The following is an 18027-nucleotide window of genomic DNA, read 5'->3' as shown; positions in this document are numbered from 1 at the left end:
TGCTGCATGATCTCGACATATGACTCGGACGGCTCAGCGACCGGAGCCGCGGCCGGCCTGATTATCACGTTGGTCTTCACCGCGCTCTATGTGGTTCTGATCATCGCCATCTACGTGATCAGTTCCTGGTTCCTGAGCAAGATCTTCGTGAAGGCCGGTGAGCCCGCGTGGAAGGGATGGGTGCCCGTCTACAACTCCTGGGTCTTCCTCGAGCTCGGGGGACAGGCGGGTTGGTGGGCCCTCGTAGCCTTCGTGCCCTTCGTCGGCATTGCATCGAGTGTGTTCATCTGTCTCGCGGCCTACAACATCGGACTGCGCTTCGGAAAGACCGCGGCCTGGGTCGTTCTGTACATCCTTGTTCCGTACGTGTGGTGGGGCATCTTCGCTTTCAACCGATCGGTATGGAACCCCCAGCCGATCGCGGGCATATTCATCGCCCCGGAGTGGGCGAGGCCCACGAGCGCCGTTCTCCGTTACGTGCCACAGGCTCGGCCCGTCTATGCCGCTCCACCGATGGGCGGACCGCAGAACCCTACGTACTGAGACGTTCAGTCGCCTTCTCGAGCTGATCGCCTCGGACACAGCCCTGCGCATGGTCGTTGATCAGCCCTGCTGCCTGCATCAAGGCGTGCATGGTCGTCGGTCCTACGAACCCCAGGCCTATGCTCCGCAACCGGGTGCTGAGCGCCCTCGAGCGATCGGTAACGGTCAGTACCTCTTCTACGGTGCGAGGCCGCCGATGCGATGATGGCGCGTGACTCCAGATCAGACGATCGAGTTCCCCCGGGTTCGCGCTCACCAGGTCGAGAATGGTTCGAGCGTTCTTGACCGTCGCGACGATCTTCTGTCGATTGCGGATGATCGAGGAATCGCTGGCCAGTTCGTCGACCTTGGCGTCATCGAAGGCGGAGACCCGCCGAATCGCGAAGCCGTCGAACGCACGGCGGAAGGCGGGCCGTCGCCTCAGAATGGTGATCCATGAGAGGCCAGCCTGGAATCCCTCCAACGCGATCGTCTCGAAGAGTGCGTCGTCGCCGTGCAGCGGGCTTCCCCACTCCTCGTCGTGATAGCGCTGGTACTCGGAGTCGTCGGAGACCCAACCGCACCGAGCAATACCGTCGTCTCCTGTTGAGAGAAGTTCTCGTGTCATGAGGTCGAGAGTATCGCCGTGGGTCGTCGCCGACCGTGATCTGGTGCGTCGGTGTCATTCGCGCCCGTCAGGACGGGCTGGGGAGGACATTGCGAACAGGTGTCCCCTCACAGCGCAGCATTCCTCGCATCTCTCCACACCTTCGAGGCGAGCCGGGATTCCGGTGCTGCGAGTGCCGCAGGCTCTCGTCATGACTCACTCGGTGAAAGCGAAAAGGCCCGCAGACTTCTTGATCGCCCTGCCACGCGTCCTGGGCTACACACCCACGAACAGCATCGTCGTCCAGACCTTCCAGAATCGGCAGACGGCGGCATCGCTGCGAGTTGACCTGCCCGCGGATACTCCGCGCACGAACCCCCGGCTGGTAGCCGATGCCATCATCCGCCTGATCAGTCGGGTACCGGGGGTGGATGCCGTGCTCATCGCCATCTACACAGACGAGGCGTGGTCGGCGGAGGATCGGCCGCCGAGGCCGCAACTCGTCGAGGCCATCGTCACCAGGATGGCGTCGGCGGGGCTCGTTATAGTCGATGCACTGTGCTGCTCTGGTCGTGTGTGGGGTTCATATCTCGATGACGAACGTGGACGCTTCACAGACAGCGACACTGCACGAATCGACGGGGAGCTCGACGGGGTTGGCGCGTCGCGCGATGTCGAGGGGGTCGCCCAGGGGGCGACGCCGATACTTGATGGTCCGACGGAGCAACGGGAAGGGGTGGCCGCGGCATCCACGGCGATCATGAACCATCCTCGTGAGAGAGAACGATTGTGGGAGTGGACGCCGGCCAAGGTTCTCTGGACCGACGCCATCGAGTCTGCACCGATCGAGATCCCGCCGAATGCGCTGGCGGCCCTGCTCTGGAGCGTCAGAGACAAGGGCGTCAGAGACTGCGTGCTGATGCTCCTGGCCTGGGGTGATGCCGCCGGTGATCGGGCTGCCGGAGACACGGCCGCGCTACGCCGAGGAAAATCGGTTCCGGACGGGTCGATTCTCGAAACGTTTGTCGGCGAGGGCAGACAGTGCCCCGACGGGCTGCGCATAGAGGGAGCGATTCGTCTGCTCCGTCACCTCGTCTCCCTGGCACCCAGGCCGTGGCAGCTCGCGCCCCTCACCATGCTCGCCTGGCTCGAATGGGCACGGGGCCAAGGCTCTGCCGCGGGGGACTACCTCGAACAGGCGCTCTCGATCGGGCCGGGGTACGAGTTGGCTCGGCTCTTCGAGCAGCTGATCAGCACGGGCCGCGTGCCCGACTGGGTGGGAAGGCAGGCCGTGTGACCGGTGATCAGAGCCTGCTCCAGGCTTCCGTGAGGACGCTACGAAGGATCTGCTCGATCTCGTCGAACTCAGGCGCGCCGATGGTGAGAGGAGGGGCCAATTGAATCACCGGATCTCCCCGGTCGTCAGCACGGCAGTAGAGCCCTGCGTCGAAGAGAGCCTTCGAGAGAAAACCCCGGAGCAGGCTCTCCGACTCCTCATCATCGAACGTCTCCTTGGTCGCCTTGTCTTTCACCAGCTCGATGCCGAAGAAGTATCCGTCTCCGCGCACATCGCCGACGATCGGCAGATCGTTCAACTTCTCGAGCGTCGAGCGGAAGAGGGGAGAGTTGGCCCTGACATTCTCGTTGAGCTTCTCCTCTTCGAAGATGTCGAGGTTCGCCAGCGCGACGGCAGCCGACACGGGGTGACCGCCAAACGTGTATCCGTGTGCAAAGGACGTCTGACCGTGCTTGAACGGCTCGTAGACTTTGTCGCTCACGATCGTGGCACCGATGGGAGAATACCCGCTGGTCATGCCCTTGGCGCAGGTGATCATGTCGGGAACGTAGCCGTACTCGTCGCACGCGAACATATGACCGATTCGGCCGAAAGCACAGATCACTTCATCGCTGACCAGCAGCACGTCGTAGCGGTCGCAGATCTCACGCACCCGCTGGAAGTACCCGGGCGGTGGAGGGAAGCAACCGCCGGAGTTCTGCACCGGCTCGAGAAAGACGGCCGCCACCGTGTCGGGACCCTCGAATTGAATCATCTCCTCGATCCGATCGGCAGCCCAGATTCCGAACGCCACCGGGTCGTCGCCGTGCTCGGGCGCGCGATAGATGTTCGTGTTCGGCACGCGGAAGCCGCCCGGCGTGACAGGTTCGAACATCGCCTTCATACCCGGTATGCCGGTCACCGCCAACGCTCCCTGGGTGGTGCCGTGATACGCGACGGCGCGCGAGATGACCTTGTGCTTCGTCGGCTGCCCCTGGAGCTTCCAGTAGTACTTGGCCAGCTTGAAAGCGGTCTCCACGGCCTCACCGCCACCGGTCGAGAAGAACACGCGGTTGAGGTCGCCCGGCGCATAGTGCGCGAGCCGGTCCGCGAGCTCGATCGCGTTCGGATGTGCGTAGGACCACACGGGAAAGAAGGCCAATTCCTCAGCCTGCCGTGCCGCGGTCTCGGCCAGGCGTCGTCGGCCATGACCGGCGTTCACCACGAAGAGCCCTGAAAGACCGTCGATGTACCTCTTTCCCCGACTGTCCCAGATGTGATGACCCTCGCCGCGAGTGATGATCGGAACGCCCGCGCCCGATTCCATCACTGATTGCCGGCTGAAATGCATCCAGAGATGGTCTTTCGCCTTGCGCTGCAGCTCGCTCTCGGCGACGTCGGAATAAGTCATGTCGGTCATCGGGTACCCCAGTTGTAGAGCTGCTTGTGCAGTTTCAGATAGACGAACGTCTCGGTCGAGATGACGCCCTCAAGATGCCGGATCTGCGAGTTGAGCAGAGCGATGAGATCGTCATCGCTCTCGCAGACGACCTCGGCCATGATGTCGAACGTTCCGGCCGTGAGCACGACGTAGTCGACCGCGGGTATCGCGGCCAGAGCGTCGGCGACGACGCGCGTGTCGCCCGACACCTTCAGGCCGATCATCGCCTGTCGGTAGAAGCCGAGTTGCAGGGGATCGGTCACGGCGACGATCTGCATCACCCCCGAGTCCGTGAGCTTCTGCACACGCTGCCGAACCGCCGCCTCGCTCAGCCCCACGGCCTTGCCGATCTCGGCGTAGGACCGTCGACCATCGACTTGGAGCTGTTCGATGATCGCCTTCGACGTGTCATCGAGATGGGTTTGTCGTGGTTTCAGGCTCATGCCTCGATTCTGTCAGCGAGTCTGATTCCGGGCAAGTGATTTCGTCGCTATATCGGGTTTGAGCGACGAAATCAGTTGAATCGCGTACGCGACCGTGCGACGATGGGGCCATGCAGAGTCACACGCTGAAGAACTTCGTGAACGGCCACTACACGGACTCGGAGTTCGGCGCAGGTCTCGATCTGGTCGATCCTTCGACGGAGAGGGTCTATGGCGTCTCGCCGATCTCATCGGAACGAGAGATCGACGCGGCCTACCGTGCGGCATCCGACGCCTTCGAGGGATGGCGAGACACCACACCGTCGCAGCGCCAAGTCGCGCTCTTCCGCATCGCTGACGCCATGGAGAGCCGCGCCGAGGAATTCGCAGACAGGGAGTCGCTCGATACCGGCAAGCCGCGAGCGACTCTCGTCGCAGACGAGATCCTTCTGAGCGTCGACCAGATCCGGTTCTTCGCCGGCGCGGCTCGGAACCTCGAGGGCAGAAGCGCGGGGGAGTACATGGCCGACCACACGTCGTTCGTGCGCCGGGAGCCCATCGGCGTCGTCGGGCAGGTCACGCCGTGGAACTACCCGCTGAATATGGCCGTCTGGAAGGTGGCGCCCGCAATCGCAGCCGGCAACACCACCGTGCTCAAGCCGTCGGATACGACGCCGCTGTCCACCCTTCTCCTGGCCGAAGTCGCAGCCGAATTCCTGCCGCCCGGCGTTATGAACGTGGTGTTGGGCGACAGATCGACGGGGGCCGCGATGGTGGCGAATCGGATCCCGCAGCTGGTGTCGATCACCGGCTCCGTGCGTGCGGGAATGGAGGTGGCGAGAGCTGCCGCGGTCGATCTGAAGCGGGTCCACCTCGAACTCGGCGGCAAGGCACCCGTCGTCGTCTTCGACGATGCCGACATCGCCAAGGCCGTCGAGGGCATCGTCGCCGCGGGCTACTTCAATGCGGGACAGGACTGCACGGCGGCGACACGTCTGCTCGTGCAGGACGGCATCCATGACGAGTTCGTGGCGGCGCTCACCGAGCATGCGAGAACCAGCGCGGTGACCGGTACTCCGGATCGCACCGACGTGCTGTTCGGCCCCGTCAACAATGCCGCGCAGCTGGCTCAGGTATCGGGCTTCATCGAGCGTCTTCCCGATCACGCGACGATCGAACTCGGGGGTCGACGACAGGGTGACACCGGGTACTTCCACGAGGCCACCATCGTCTCCGGTCTGACCCAGAGCGACGAGATCGTTCAGAACGAGGTCTTCGGACCGGTGATCACGGTGCAGTCCTTCGCCGACGAGGCCGAAGCCATCCGTCACGCCAATGGCGTCGACTACGCCCTGGCCTCCAGCGTGTGGACCCGCAATCACTCGCGGGCGATGCGGATGGCACGGCGACTCGATTTCGGATGCGTGTGGATCAACACCCACATCCCCATCGTCGCAGAGATGCCCCACGGCGGCTTCAAGCATTCGGGCTACGGAAAAGACCTCTCGATGTACGGCTTCGAGGACTACACCCGGGTCAAGCACGTCATGTCGTTCATCGGCGATTAGGCTCGACGGGTGAGCGTGCCCCAAGACACACCAGGCCGGGTGGTCTACAGGTCGGCTTCGTCGTCGGGGTCGCAGCTGGCATTGGTCGCGCCGGGCCTTGTCGTCGTGCTCGACGGTGGATGCTCGCCGGCTGTTCTCTCCCGGGTCTGGCTGGAGATGTCGGAAGAGTCGACGTCGTTCGAGGGCGTCGTCCAGACCATTCCTCTGCTCGGCGCCGACGCCGTGACATCGTTCGCGGTGGCGGCATGGGAGGCAGACGGCCCCTCGTCCGCCGTCTTCTCGGTCGTCACGCGGGGCGCCGCCGTCGTCGATGTGCACACGGCGGATGCCGAGCCTCGTCGCTTCTCCTCGCAGGGGCTTCGGCCGTGGCATCTCGCGTCGTTCTCGAACGTCACGGGGCTCCGTTTTGCAGGAGCCCCCGACGCGGAAGGTACTACTGGCGAGCTCGCCATCTCGGGCGACGAGCTTCCGCTCGTGCTCGGCGTGGCATCCGTCGATTCGGTGATGTGGATTCTCGACGAGCGTCAGACGAGCGTCGTCCCGCGGGAACGCTCGCGCCCCCAGACGGCGCCCGCCGCGGTCGACGACGGCGAGATCACCCTGGAGCGGGCTCCTGGCCGGCGCACGGGACGACACGGTGGCGCGCCCGAGTCAGAGGCGCCGGCGGCGAATCGTGGCCGTCCCAGTCGCGTGCGGATCGGCACGCAGACGCCGTTCGAGCTGCACGTTCCCGTGTGCATCGGCCGCAGGCCGCGCGGCCCGCGTCAACTTTCGGGCGACCAAGTGATTCTGGCCGAGGTGCCCTCGCCCACGCGCGAGGTGTCGGCATCGCATCTGTTCATCGTGCAGCGAGGTCGGGAGGTCGTCGCGACCGATCTGCAGTCGACGAATGGCACCGCCGTCACTCTGCCCGGCTCGCCTCGGATAAAGTTGAAGCAGGGGGACTCGATCGTTCTTCCCCCGTACAGCAGGGTCGAGATCGGCGACGGCAATGTCATCGAGATACTTCCCGCAGCAGATTGACAGTGCAGAACGGTGCGCACACCCACCCGCGTGTGCTCGCCCGCGTTAGAACAGCATGCCGAGGAGAAGAGTCCCGTGACCCAGATCGGTGACAGTGACGCCCACGTGAGCGTTGTCCTTCCCGGCGCCGTCGACACCACCTTGACCCTCACCTGGTCATTTCTGTCGGACCGCGGCAACAAGCGAGCCGTCAACGAAGACAGCGTCGTCGCGAATCCACCCCTCTTCGCCGTGGCAGACGGCATGGGCGGACACTCCGCCGGCGATATCGCCAGCGCAGCGGTCGTGACGCGCCTCGGCGACATCACGGGGAGGGCATTCGTCGACGCCGACACTATCGATCGAGCTCTCGAGTCGGCCCGCGCGGACATCGACCGGGTGGGCGACGAGAGTGTTCTGGGAACGGGGACGACCGTCACCGGTATCGCGCTCACGGTGGTCGACGACGAAGCGCAATGGGCAGTGTTCAACATCGGCGATTCGCGGGTCTACGTCTTCGCCGACGACGTGCTCGAACAGGTGACCATCGACCACTCGGTCGTGCAGGAGATGGTCGCCGCGGGTCTCATCACCCGGGAGCAGGCCGACGTGCATCCGGACAGCAACGTGATCACGCGGGCCGTCGGGTTCCATGACAGGCCGGTTCCCGACTACTCGCTCATTCCTGTGGTGCCCGGTCAGCGCATGCTCATCTGTTCTGACGGCCTGACCAAGGAACTCACCGATCACGGGATCCGGCACTATCTGGCGACGACCGATTCCGCCGAACGGGCCGTGAGCGAACTCGTGGCCGCGTCGCTCGCGAACGGAGGCAGAGACAACGTCACGGTGCTCGTCGTCGATGTCGCCCTGGCTGTCGATGAGATCGAGTCGACACGACCGAGCGCGCACAGTCGATGAGCGCCGTGCGGTGCAAGACCTGCGGCACGGTCCTCCCCAGCGGGGCGATGTTCTGCGGCGAATGCGGCAGTTCGGTGCTCGCAGCATCTGCGATGAGCGACACGCAGCACGTGCAGCCGCTGCCGATCACGAGGCGACACGAATCGTTGACCGCTCCCGAACGGCCCGCACCGAAGACCTCGCCCGCGCGCCCCGTCTTCCGGCTTGTGTTCAGCACCGGTGAGAACGTCGTCGTCGCCGGGCCGGGACTCATCGGTCGGAACCCAGTTGCCGCCGACGTCGATCGGCCCTTCGAGATCGTGCGCATCGTGGATCCGCAGCTGAGCGTGTCGAAGACCCACCTCGAGTTCGGAATCGAGAACGGGATGTTCTGGGTCAGCGACCGTCATTCGGGCAATGGCACCTCGATCTCCGTGGCCGGCGAGGAGTCTCTGGACGCCCTGCCCGGTGAGCGGTACGGAGTGGCGCGAGGAACGCGCATCCGCATCGGTGAGCAGTACTTCGACGTCCTCTAGCGGAGGCCGCGTCCTCGGGTCCGTCCACACGTCGCTTTCGGCCGGTGTTCTCCACGGACTGAGGCGGGTGCGCTCGTGCGAGGCCGAGCCTGAGGTGTACTCGTTCGATGCGCCGACGTCATCCGTTGCCCCCGGACGAGCCCCCGCCCGACCCGGCACGGAACCGAGCGGACATCGCATCGGATGTCGACGACGTCATCGTGGTCCCGCGGCGAGCGGATCCGGCTCCCAGGGCGCCGTTCCCCCTCATCGGCTCACTCGCACCGTTGGGCGTCGCCGTCGTCGTATGGTTCGTCCTGCACTCGCCTCTCGCGCTGGTCTTCGCCCTGCTGTCACCGGTGATGGCTGTCGCGACGCTCATCGACGGGCGGTTCAGCGGGCGCCGCTCCCGACGCCGCAACGAGGTCGATCTCGAGCGGCGGCGCAACATCTTCGACGCCAGGATCGTCGCATTTCACGAGAGCGAGCTCGCGAGTCTCCGGCAGCGCGCACCGTCTGCGCGGGTGATCCTCGAGAGAGCATCCAATCCGTTCACCGCGACAGCAGCCGCGCAGGTGGTGATCTGCCTGGGCAGGGGGCCGGTCAAAAGCGCGATCAGGGTGGAGGGTGGCTCTGACGACGATGAGGACTCTCGGAGATTGCGCTCTGAGGCTCTTCGATTGGATCACGCCCCCGTCCTGGCAGTAGCTCCCGCGCGCATCGCCGTCGTCGGAGCGCCGCTGCTCGCGCACGCCCTGGCGCGGGGCTACGCCGTGCAGCTCGCCGCCGCCGTCTCGCCGGATGCGGCCGCTTTCTCTTGGGGTTCGACGACGAACGACACGTGTTCCGGTGAGTGGGAATGGGCGCACTTACTGCCCCATCGTGGTGCAGACCGTGTGTGCCTCGGCTCGCTCGAGGCGGTTTCCCGCCCCCTCTCCGCGACGTTCGTCGTGGTCGCGGAATCCGCCGGCGCCGTACCGGCAGATGCAGACATCGTCGTCGCTGCGGACTCGGTCGGCCTGGTCTCCGTGCTCAGGCACCCCCGACTCCCGACTCCGTTTCAGATCGAGGGGGAGTTCGTGTCGATCGTCGAGGCCGAGGAGTTCTGCGCGCGACTCGGCCGGCAGTCTGCTGCAGCCGATCGTGCTCTCTTCGCACTTCCCGAGCGCGTGACGAGTTCCGAGGTCGAGGCGCTGGCACGCGCAGGAGACGGGGGAGAGCGGTCGGCGGCGCGGAAGGGCCTCCGCGCTGCAATCGGGATCGGAGAGCGCGGTGAGGTCTTCCAGCTCGACCTCGTCGAACAGGGACCTCACGCGGTCGTGGCCGGAACCACGGGAAGCGGCAAGAGCGAACTCCTCGTGACATGGGTGGCTGCTCTCGCCCGCGCTTACGACACCACCTCGTTCACCGTGCTGCTCGTGGACTTCAAGGGCGGAGCCGCGTTCGACCCGCTGACGCGCCTCGAGCAGTGCGTCGGCTTGATAACCGATCTCGATCCCGGCGGGGCCGCGCGTGCCCTGTCGAGCCTCAGAGCGGAGATTCGATGGCGCGAAGGAATTCTCCGAGAGGCATCCGCCCGTGATATCTCCGATCCACGGCTCGGGGGTGTCCTGCCTCGTCTGATGATCGTCGTCGACGAGTTCGCGGCCATGCTGACGGAGTTCCCGCAACTCCATGACGTGTTCGCCGACATCGCTGCGCGCGGGCGATCGCTCGGAATGCATCTGGTGCTCTGCACCCAACGCCCGTCCGGCGTGGTGAAGGATTCCCTGCTCGCGAACTGCGAACTGAGATTGTCGCTACGGGTGAACAACGCAGCCGATTCGACCTCCATCATCGGCAGCCCTGCGGCGTCCATGCTGACCGCCGAGCAACGCGGTCGCTGCTTCGTCTCTCTGGGCGGTAGACCACCCTCGGCCGTGCAGATCGCTTTCACCGACGCCGAGGCGCTCTCGGAGCATCAGACCGACACGCGTCCGAGGATCCGAGCACCGTGGCTCCCCGCCCTGCCGCACCGCGTCGAACTCGACGACATCCCACGACCATCGTCCGGCTTCGTCCTCGGCCTCCTCGATATGCCCGACGAGCAGCGCCAACCGCCGGCCCGCTACGACCCGGTAGAGCACGGACCGTTACTCGTGCTCGGTTCCTCGCGCGCAGGAAAATCGACGCTTCTCGCGACGCTTGCTCGACAGTCGTCGTTCGCGGTGGTCGTCGGACGAGACACAGAACAGGCGTGGGACACGGTGCACGAGCTCGTCGCCTTGTGTCGACGGAGGCAGGCCGGGGCGGTTCCTCGCTCACAGATGATCGTGCTCATCGACGACGTCGATTCGGTGTTGCGTCGCTTCGACGCTGAGTACCAGGGCGCGATCGTCTCAGAGCTCGCGACGATCCTCCGGGATGGTCCGCCCTGCGGCATCACCGTCATCGCCACGGCTCAGCGTCTGGCCGCTCCGCTCACGACCCTCGCGCCGCTCTTTCCCGAGCGGATCCATCTGAGGTTCGCCAGTCGTCAGGAATACATCGTCTCGGAGGGCGCCGCCTCCGACCACGACCCCCGGCTTCCACCAGGTGCCGGGCATTGGCGGGGGTCACGGCTGCAGGTCGCACTCGCCGCCGGTAGCGAGTCGCCCCGAGAGGCATTGTTGCCACGGCACGCTCGCGCCCCAGGGCGCTCCCTGCCGTCGCTCCTCGTCGTCGTCACGGCTCGCCCGTCTGCATTTCTCGATCGACCGGGCGGCGCCGTCACCCTGATCGATGCCAGCGATCGTGCGGCGGTGTCGGCATTCACACCCGCACCCGAGGTCTCGGCGTGGCTAGTCGGAACGCCGGACACATGGATGACCGCTTGGAGTACGTTCTCGAGCCTCCGGAGCCGCGTCCCGGTGTACTTCGATGGGTGCTCACTCGGTGATTTCCGAGCCCTGACGCGGCGCCGCGATCTGCCGCCACCGGTCGATCACGGCAGGCAGGCCCGCTGGATGCTCACTCCCGACGACACCATCGTCAGATTCGAGCCCGCAGAGGATTCCCGCCGGGAATCGTGGGAATCGCAGAGGATTTCGTGAAATCTATGTTTCGTTATTGCCGCTTTCGCCCTCTTTCACCCCATGAGGCCACGTGCTGTGCCACTATCAGACCACCCTGATGACCGCACAGTTCGGAGATCCGCCCGACATGAACGCGCCACCGCCCCGTGACCCGATGATTCGGCAGGCGATCGCCTACACACGATCCATGCAACGAGCGAAGCAGCTCGCGTTGTCGCGGCGCTCCCTGCTCGCCGGGGCGGGCTTGGGCCTCGGGGCTCTGGCATTGGCCGCGTGCTCGACCGGTCCACGACCCGCGCCACTGGCAGCCATAGACTCGTCGGCATCCGACAGATCGCTCGTCTGGGACAACTGGCCGGCGTACATCGACGAAGACGACGACGGAAACTACCCCACGGTGATCGGCTTCGAGGAACAGACCGGCATCAGCGTGACCTATAACGTCGCGGTCGATGACAACAACACCTACTACGGCAAGGTCAAGGATCAGCTCGCCCTGGGTCAGGACATCGGCGCAGACGCCGTATGTCTGACCGAATGGATGGTCTCCCGTCTCGTTCGCAAGGGCTACGTGCAGGAGCTCGACGCTGCGAATATCCCCAACAAGGCGAACATGCTTCCGTCGCTCGCGAACCCCGACTTCGATCCCGGTCGCGAGCGCTCGCTTCCCTGGCAGGGTGGGTTCGCGGGAATCTGCTGGAACAAGGAGCGGCTGCCGAAGGGACTCAGGTCTGTCGACGACCTGTGGAATCCGGAGCTCAAGGGCCGCGTCGGCGTGCTGAGCGAGATGCGGGACACGATCGGAGTGATCATGCAGTCGCTCGGAACCGACGTCTCGAGCAACTGGGGTGAGGCTCAGTTCATGGATGCCGTGGATCTGTTCCGCAAGCAGGTCGACGACGGGCAGGTGCGCAACATCAAAGGCAACGCCTATCTGAACGATCTGCAGAACGAGGACACGCTGGCGGCCATCTGCTGGTCTGGCGACATCACTCTGATCAACGCGGAGGCGGGTGACAAATGGGAGTTCATCCTTCCCGACTCCGGCGGAACCCTCTGGAACGACACCTTCGTGGTGCCGATGGGATCTACTCGAAAGGCGAACGCCGAGGCGCTCATGAACTACTACTACGAACCGGAGGTCGCCGCAGAGGTCGCGGCCTGGGTCAACTACATCACGCCCGTCGTCGGCGCACGGGAGGCGATGGAGTCCATCGATCCTGAACTCGCGAACAACCAGTTGATCTTTCCCGATGAGAAGACCCTCGAACAAGCACATGTGTTCCGGACATTGACGGCAGAGGAAGAGAAGACCTTGGGCACCGAATTCCAGAAAGTGTTGTTGGGTATCTGATGAAGACGATGAGCACCTTCGCCGAGGCGGGCGCCGACCTCGAGTTCGTCGATATCAGCAAGAGGTTCCCCGGCTTCACGGCCATCGAGGATCTCAATCTCACCATTCCGGCCGGCTCGTTCTTCGCGCTTCTCGGGCCGTCAGGCTGCGGCAAGACGACCACGCTCCGACTTGTCGCGGGGCTCGAGGAGCCGTCGGCGGGACGCATTCTCATCGGAGGAAAGGACGTCACGAACACGAAGTCCTTTCAACGTCCGGTGAACACGGTCTTCCAGTCGTACGCTCTCTTTCCGCATATGACGATCCTCGAGAACGTCGCCTTCGGTCTTCGTCGACGCAAGATCGACGATCCGCTCGGCAAGGCTCACGAGGCCTTGAAACTCGTCGAACTGGACCACCTCGCGACGCGGCGCCCCGCTCAGTTGTCGGGCGGTCAGCAGCAGCGCGTCGCGCTTGCACGAGCGATCGTGAATCGACCCGCTCTTCTCCTGCTCGACGAACCGCTGGGGGCGCTCGATCTCAAGCTGCGTCGCCAGATGCAACTCGAGCTGAAGAGCATCCAGACCGAGATCGGCCTGACCTTTCTTCATGTCACGCACGACCAGGAGGAGGCCATGACCATGGCCGACATCGTGGCGGTCATGAACAAGGGCCAGATCGAGCAGATGGGGGCGCCCGAGCAGCTCTACGAATTGCCGCGAACAGCGTTCGTCGCCAACTTCCTCGGTCAATCGAATCTCTTCACGGGCCGGGTCACCGAGTCGACCGCCGACTTCATCACCGTCGACATCGCGGGCAGAGGCATCGTGGTGCCTCGCACCCGGGCTCAGCGCCACGCGGGCGAGGTGACGATCGGCGTGAGGCCCGAGAAGCTGCTGCTGCACACGGAAGCGCCCGAGACCAAGGCCGGACTCAACATCCTCGGACCGGGCCGCGTCACCGACGTCTCGTTCTCCGGGGTCAGCACCTCGTACATCGTCCAGATCCCGGGTCTGGGCGCCGTGACCGTCTTCGCTCAGAACATGGTCTTCGGACCGGTTGTGAACGAGGGTGCCGAGGTCTGGGTCAGCTGGACGGTGGATCACGGCTTCGGTCTTGAAGACGAGCCGAGCCCGGGCTCCCGCTTCCCCGCCGACGCGTCGACGAGCGCCATCGCGATCCAGCGCAGGGCCGCGCTCGAGACCGAACTGGAAGGGGCGTAACCCGTGGCCTTCGCGGCATTCGCTTCGAGCGACGCGGCCGTGACGAAGCCGCCGAGACGAAAGTCCACGATCGCGCTGGTTCTGCTTCTTCCCGGCATCCTCTACATGGTGCTGTTCTTTCTCACCCCGCTCATATCGCTCGTCATCACCTCGTTCCAGGCCGAGCTTCCCGGGGGAGATATCGGCGAATACATTCCGGGAGTGCAGTGGCAGAACTACGTAGCGAGTGCGAGCGAGTATCTGCCGCACATCCTGCGCGCGTTCGGCTACGCACTCGTCGCCACCGTCTTCGCCCTGATCATCAGCTACCCGATCGCGTACTTCATCGGTGTCAAAGCACGACGCTGGCCCCTTCTGCAGAGCACGATGCTCACCCTCGTCATCGCTCCGTTCTTCATCAGTTTCCTCCTCCGCACGCTCGCGTGGAAGCAGATCCTCTCCGACGAGTCGCCCGTGGTCCTGGCGCTCAAAGCGGTGGCGATCCTGCCCGCAGACGGACATCTCACGGGTACACCGTTCGCCGTGATCTTCGGGCTCACCTACAACTTCATCCCGTTCATGACCCTTCCGCTCTATACGACTCTCGAGCGCCTCGACACTCGCTTCCTCGAGGCGGGAAGCGACCTCTACGCGAATCCGGCCACGACGTTCCTGAAGGTCACGGTTCCGCTCTCGATGCCGGGCATCATCTCGGGCACACTGCTGACGTTCATCCCGGCGGCCGGTGACTACATCAACGCGAGCCGCGACTTTCTGGGATCGAGTAAGACGGCCATGCTCGGAAATGCGATCGAGGCCAACTTCCTCACGCTGCAGAACTATCCTGTCGCGGCGGCGCTCTCCATCATCCTGATGGCCGTCATCTTGGTACTCGTCGGCGTGTACGTGCGCCGCAGTGGAACGGAGGACCTGCTGTGACCGCGCTACCTCTCGATCCGAAGAACCCGGCGACCAGGCGCGGAGAGCCCTCACGCCCCCGCGGAAGGTTCGCGGGTATCGGACTTCCCATCTATGTCGCGCTGGCCCTCGCGTTCCTGCTCATCCCGATCGTCTACACCTTCGTCTTCTCGTTCAACGACTCGGGCAAGTCCAACCTCGCCTGGAGGGGGTTCACGTTCGAGAAGTGGCTCACGGTCTGCAACGAACCCGGTCTCTGCGAGGCTTTCGGCAACAGCATTCTCGTGGGAGTCGTCGCCACCGTTCTCGCGACCGCGCTCGGCACGGCCATCGCGATTGCGCTCGTGCGCTATCGATTCCGGTTTCGCTCGAGTATCAGCCTGCTGCTGTTCTTGCCCATGGCGACCCCCGAGGTCGTGCTGGGCGCGGGGCTTGCTGCACAATTCCTGGCCCTCGGTACGCAGAAGGGCATCGTGACGGTGATTCTGGCCCACACGATGTTCTGCATCAGCTTCGTGGTGGTCACCGTGAAAGCACGCGTAGCAGGCCTCGACCCGGCGCTCGAAGAGGCGGGACGAGATCTCTACGGCTCGCCGGCCCAGGTCTTCTGGCGCATCACGTTTCCTCTGCTTCTGCCGGGCATTCTGGCGGCGGCGCTGTTGTCGTTCGCGCTGAGCTTCGATGACTTCATCATCACGAACTTCAACTCGGGCGCCGTCGACACCTTCCCCAAATTCATCTACATCGCGGCGGCACGAGGCATCCCCGCCGAGGCGAATGTGATCGCCTCGGCCGTGTTCATCCTGGCGATCCTCATCGTGGTGGTGAGTCAGGTCAGCCGCTCGGCCAGGCAGAAGAGGCTGGCGAAGCTCACCTGATCCAGCGCCCGAGCCCGATCAGGCGGTGACTCTGATCGTTCCGACGGGCTTGCCGCCACCGAGAACCGCGAGATCGAACGTGCGCACCAGGGCATCGACGTCGTCGCGGCTGACGGCGCCCGCGCGCACGAGGAGATCGAGCGCCACGATCGCGGCCGCCCGCAGACTGCCATCGAGGATCTTGAGGGCGACGGCCACACCGGATCTGGTGGACATGACCATGACACCCTCGGCACCGAGCTTCGCAAAGAGCTGGAGCTTGTCAATCACGAGGGTGTTCTGCTCATTGGGGGAGTCGACGGCCCAGCCGTTGGAGAGCACCGAGTCGACCAGCCATTCGGCATCCGGAGTCTCGCTCTGGGCTATGCGCGACACGCCCCGGGCGAGGGCACGAAGGGAGATGGCATGCACGGGAGCACCGCAGCCGTCTACTCCGGATGCGGCGATCGCCTCGCCGGTCTGCTCTTCGATGAGGTCGCGGATCCGGCGCTGAAGAGGATGAGCGGGGTCGAGATAGTCGGCGGTGCTCCAGCCCTGCTTGACGCAGGCAAGCAGCATGGCGGCGTGCTTTCCGGAGCAGTTCATATAGACCCGCTGTGCGGAGCCGCCGGCGCGGACAACAGCATCGCGCGCGGCCCGGTCTCCCGGCCAGTCCTCGGGGCATCCGAGGTCGGACTCGTCGAGCGAGGCCAGCCGAAGGATGTCGCGCACGACGTCGATATGCTCGGGCGTTCCCCCGTGGCTCGCCATCGAGAGGGCGGTCTGCAGCGGATCGAGGTCGACACCCGCCTGACGGATGGCGAGCGCCTGGAAGGGCTTGAGACTTGAACGAGGGAAGACGGGTGCAGATGCGTCGCCGAGCTCGTCGAGAACCGCGCCCGTCGGGTCGAGTACGACGGCCGCGCCCAGGTGACGCGACTCGATGAATCCGCTGCGCTCGAGCACGGCGAGCTCGACGGCTCCCTCGAGAGAGAAGGTGCCCCGCGATGCAGCGTCTGAGGCAGCCGTCGCGAGAGAGCTCATCGCAGGGTCGCCATCGCATCGTCGATGACGCTCAGCGCGTCGGTCAGGAGTGCATCGGAGATCGCGAGGCTCGGCAGGAAACGCACGATGTTGCCGTACGTTCCCGCATTCAGGACGAGAACACCCTGCGACGCCGCGTAGGCCACGATCGCGTCGACGGCCTTGGGGTTGGGTTCCTTCGTGGTGGCTCCCGTTCCGGGCTGCACCAGCTCGATCGCGATCATGGCTCCGATACCGCGGATGTCGCCGATGATGTCGTACTTCGACCCCAGTTCCTCGAGACCCGTGACGAGTGTCTGCTCGATGCGGGTCGCCTCGGCGAGCAGGTTGTCGCTCTCGATCTGCTCGAAGACGGCCACGGCCGCTGCCGCTGCCACGGGATTGCCGCCGAAGGTGCCGCCCAATCCGCCGGGGAGGGCCGAGTCCATGATCTCGGCGCGGCCCGTGACTCCCGCGAGAGGAAGCCCGCCCGCGATGCCCTTGGCGCTCAGCACGAGGTCGGGAACGAGGCCGAAGTGCTCGCTGGCGAAATAGGCGCCGGTGCGCGCCATGCCGCTCTGGATCTCGTCGGCGATGAAGACGATGCCGTTGTCGGTGCACCACTGCTGCAGGGCGGGCAGGTAGCCCTCGGCCGGGACGACGAAGCCGCCCTCGCCCTGGATCGGCTCGACGACGAGGCACGCGAGGTCGTACGCGCCGACGGTCTTCTCGAGGTAGCCGATCGTGCGGGCCGCCGCCTCGGCTCCGGTGAGTCCGTCGTGGTAGGGGTACGAGTTGGGTGCGCGGTAGACGTCGCCGGCGAAGGGGCCGAAGCCCGTGGAGTACGGAGCCGCCTTGAAGTTCATCGCCATGGTCAGGTTGGTGCGACCGTGGTACGCGTGCTCGAGCACCGCAACACCGGTGCGGCGCGTGTACTTGCGGGCGATCTTCACGGCGTTCTCGACGGCCTCGGCGCCGGAGTTCACGAGCACCGTCTTCTTCGCGAAGTCGCCGGGGGTGTGCTGGGCGAGCAGTTCGGCGACCCGCACGTACTCCTCGTAGGGGGTGACCGTGAACAGCGTGTGCGTCACCTTGCCGAGCTGAGCTGCGGCGGCCTCGATGACCCGAGCAGAGGTGTGACCGACGGTCGTGACTCCGATACCGGCGCCGAGATCGATGAACTGATTGCCGTCGGCGTCGACGAGGATCGCTCCGTTGGCCTTCTCGATGTAGATAGGGAGTGCGGTGCCGACACCCACCGGCACAACGGCCAGTCGTCGCTCGTGCAGTGCGATGCTCTGGGGGCCGGGGATGGCCGTGACGACCTTCCGCTCCTGGGCGACTGTGTACGAGGAATTCAGGGTGTCTGTCATGATGCCATCGAGTTT

At 64.9% G+C, this 18027-nt stretch carries 16 protein-coding genes and 1 pseudogene; 12 read left to right on the top strand and 5 right to left on the bottom strand.

Annotation, left to right across the window (positions count from 1 at the left end; all coding sequences use genetic code 11):
- Positions 1-6 precede the first annotated feature (6 nt).
- Complete coding sequence (locus tag ASF79_RS08130; protein ID WP_055853648.1) at positions 7-543, top strand: DUF5684 domain-containing protein; 537 nt, start codon at positions 7-9, stop codon at positions 541-543.
- Here ASF79_RS08130 and ASF79_RS08125 read toward each other — a convergent pair.
- Positions 533-1150: a DNA-3-methyladenine glycosylase I gene (locus ASF79_RS08125; protein WP_055853645.1), complete on the bottom strand. Its 618-nt coding sequence runs from the start codon at positions 1148-1150 to the stop codon at positions 533-535. The genes ASF79_RS08130 and ASF79_RS08125 overlap by 11 nt on opposite strands.
- A 190-nt stretch (positions 1151-1340) precedes the next feature.
- Here ASF79_RS08125 and ASF79_RS08120 point away from each other — a divergent pair, with 190 nt between their 5' ends.
- On the top strand, positions 1341-2426 hold the full coding sequence (locus ASF79_RS08120; protein WP_162239074.1) for a DUF4192 domain-containing protein: 1086 nt from the start codon (positions 1341-1343) through the stop codon (positions 2424-2426).
- A gap of 7 nt (positions 2427-2433) precedes the next feature.
- On the opposite strand, the gene ASF79_RS08115 is transcribed toward ASF79_RS08120, so the two are convergent.
- Both ASF79_RS08115 and ASF79_RS08110 read right to left on the bottom strand, forming a co-directional pair.
- Positions 2434-3816 (bottom strand): aspartate aminotransferase family protein, encoded by a 1383-nt coding sequence (locus ASF79_RS08115; RefSeq protein WP_055854616.1) that lies wholly within the window; start codon positions 3814-3816, stop codon positions 2434-2436.
- Between the two features lie 5 nt (positions 3817-3821).
- A complete protein-coding gene (locus ASF79_RS08110) occupies positions 3822-4289 on the bottom strand; it encodes an Lrp/AsnC family transcriptional regulator (RefSeq protein WP_055780794.1) in 468 nt (155 codons plus the stop codon).
- A gap of 110 nt (positions 4290-4399) precedes the next feature.
- Here ASF79_RS08110 and ASF79_RS08105 point away from each other — a divergent pair, with 110 nt between their 5' ends.
- The 10 genes and pseudogenes from ASF79_RS08105 to ASF79_RS08065 all read left to right on the top strand — a co-directional run bounded on the left by ASF79_RS08105 (position 4400) and on the right by ASF79_RS08065 (position 15637).
- Positions 4400-5836, top strand: coding sequence for a gamma-aminobutyraldehyde dehydrogenase (locus ASF79_RS08105; RefSeq protein ID WP_055853642.1), 1437 nt, complete (start codon positions 4400-4402; stop codon positions 5834-5836).
- 9 nt (positions 5837-5845) lie between these two features.
- A complete protein-coding gene (locus ASF79_RS08100; RefSeq protein ID WP_156366187.1) occupies positions 5846-6859 on the top strand; it encodes an FHA domain-containing protein in 1014 nt (337 codons plus the stop codon).
- Between the two features lie 75 nt (positions 6860-6934).
- Positions 6935-7759, top strand: a complete 825-nt coding sequence (locus tag ASF79_RS08095; RefSeq protein WP_055780804.1) for a PP2C family protein-serine/threonine phosphatase — start codon at positions 6935-6937, stop codon at positions 7757-7759.
- A pseudogene (locus ASF79_RS17855) lies at positions 7756-7830 on the top strand (zinc-ribbon domain-containing protein); the annotation flags it as partial. The gene ASF79_RS08095 and the pseudogene ASF79_RS17855, both read left to right, overlap by 4 nt.
- 21 nt (positions 7831-7851) lie before the next feature.
- Complete coding sequence (locus ASF79_RS08090) at positions 7852-8274, top strand: FHA domain-containing protein (protein WP_162234570.1); 423 nt, start codon at positions 7852-7854, stop codon at positions 8272-8274.
- Positions 8275-8381: 107 nt separating this feature from the next.
- Positions 8382-11324, top strand: coding sequence for an FtsK/SpoIIIE domain-containing protein (locus tag ASF79_RS08085; protein ID WP_082495761.1), 2943 nt, complete (start codon positions 8382-8384; stop codon positions 11322-11324).
- A gap of 169 nt (positions 11325-11493) precedes the next feature.
- Complete coding sequence (locus tag ASF79_RS08080) at positions 11494-12660, top strand: ABC transporter substrate-binding protein (protein ID WP_235500690.1); 1167 nt, start codon at positions 11494-11496, stop codon at positions 12658-12660.
- A complete protein-coding gene (locus ASF79_RS08075; RefSeq protein ID WP_082466249.1) occupies positions 12660-13862 on the top strand; it encodes an ABC transporter ATP-binding protein in 1203 nt (400 codons plus the stop codon). The genes ASF79_RS08080 and ASF79_RS08075 overlap by 1 nt, the downstream gene beginning before the upstream one ends.
- Before the next feature lie 3 nt (positions 13863-13865).
- Positions 13866-14780 carry an ABC transporter permease gene (locus ASF79_RS08070; protein ID WP_055853636.1) on the top strand — a complete coding sequence of 305 codons (915 nt, stop codon included), beginning with the start codon at positions 13866-13868 and terminating at the stop codon, positions 14778-14780.
- Between the two features lie 77 nt (positions 14781-14857).
- Positions 14858-15637 (top strand): ABC transporter permease, encoded by a 780-nt coding sequence (locus ASF79_RS08065; protein WP_181035772.1) that lies wholly within the window; start codon positions 14858-14860, stop codon positions 15635-15637.
- Between the two features lie 18 nt (positions 15638-15655).
- Here the strand turns inward: ASF79_RS08065 and ASF79_RS08060 are convergent, their stop codons facing one another.
- Both ASF79_RS08060 and gabT read right to left on the bottom strand, forming a co-directional pair.
- Positions 15656-16660 carry an asparaginase gene (locus ASF79_RS08060; protein WP_055853634.1) on the bottom strand — a complete coding sequence of 335 codons (1005 nt, stop codon included), beginning with the start codon at positions 16658-16660 and terminating at the stop codon, positions 15656-15658.
- Positions 16657-18012, bottom strand: a complete 1356-nt coding sequence (gene gabT / locus ASF79_RS08055) for a 4-aminobutyrate--2-oxoglutarate transaminase (RefSeq protein ID WP_082495760.1) — start codon at positions 18010-18012, stop codon at positions 16657-16659. Before gabT ends, ASF79_RS08060 begins: the two co-directional genes overlap by 4 nt.
- Between the last annotated feature and the right edge of the window lie 15 nt (positions 18013-18027).

It is taken from the genome of Agreia sp. Leaf335, assembly GCF_001423605.1.
Taxonomy (GTDB): domain Bacteria; phylum Actinomycetota; class Actinomycetes; order Actinomycetales; family Microbacteriaceae; genus Agreia.
Note: the sequence above shows the minus strand (reverse complement) of the source record. Positions and strands in the feature narration are given on the sequence as shown.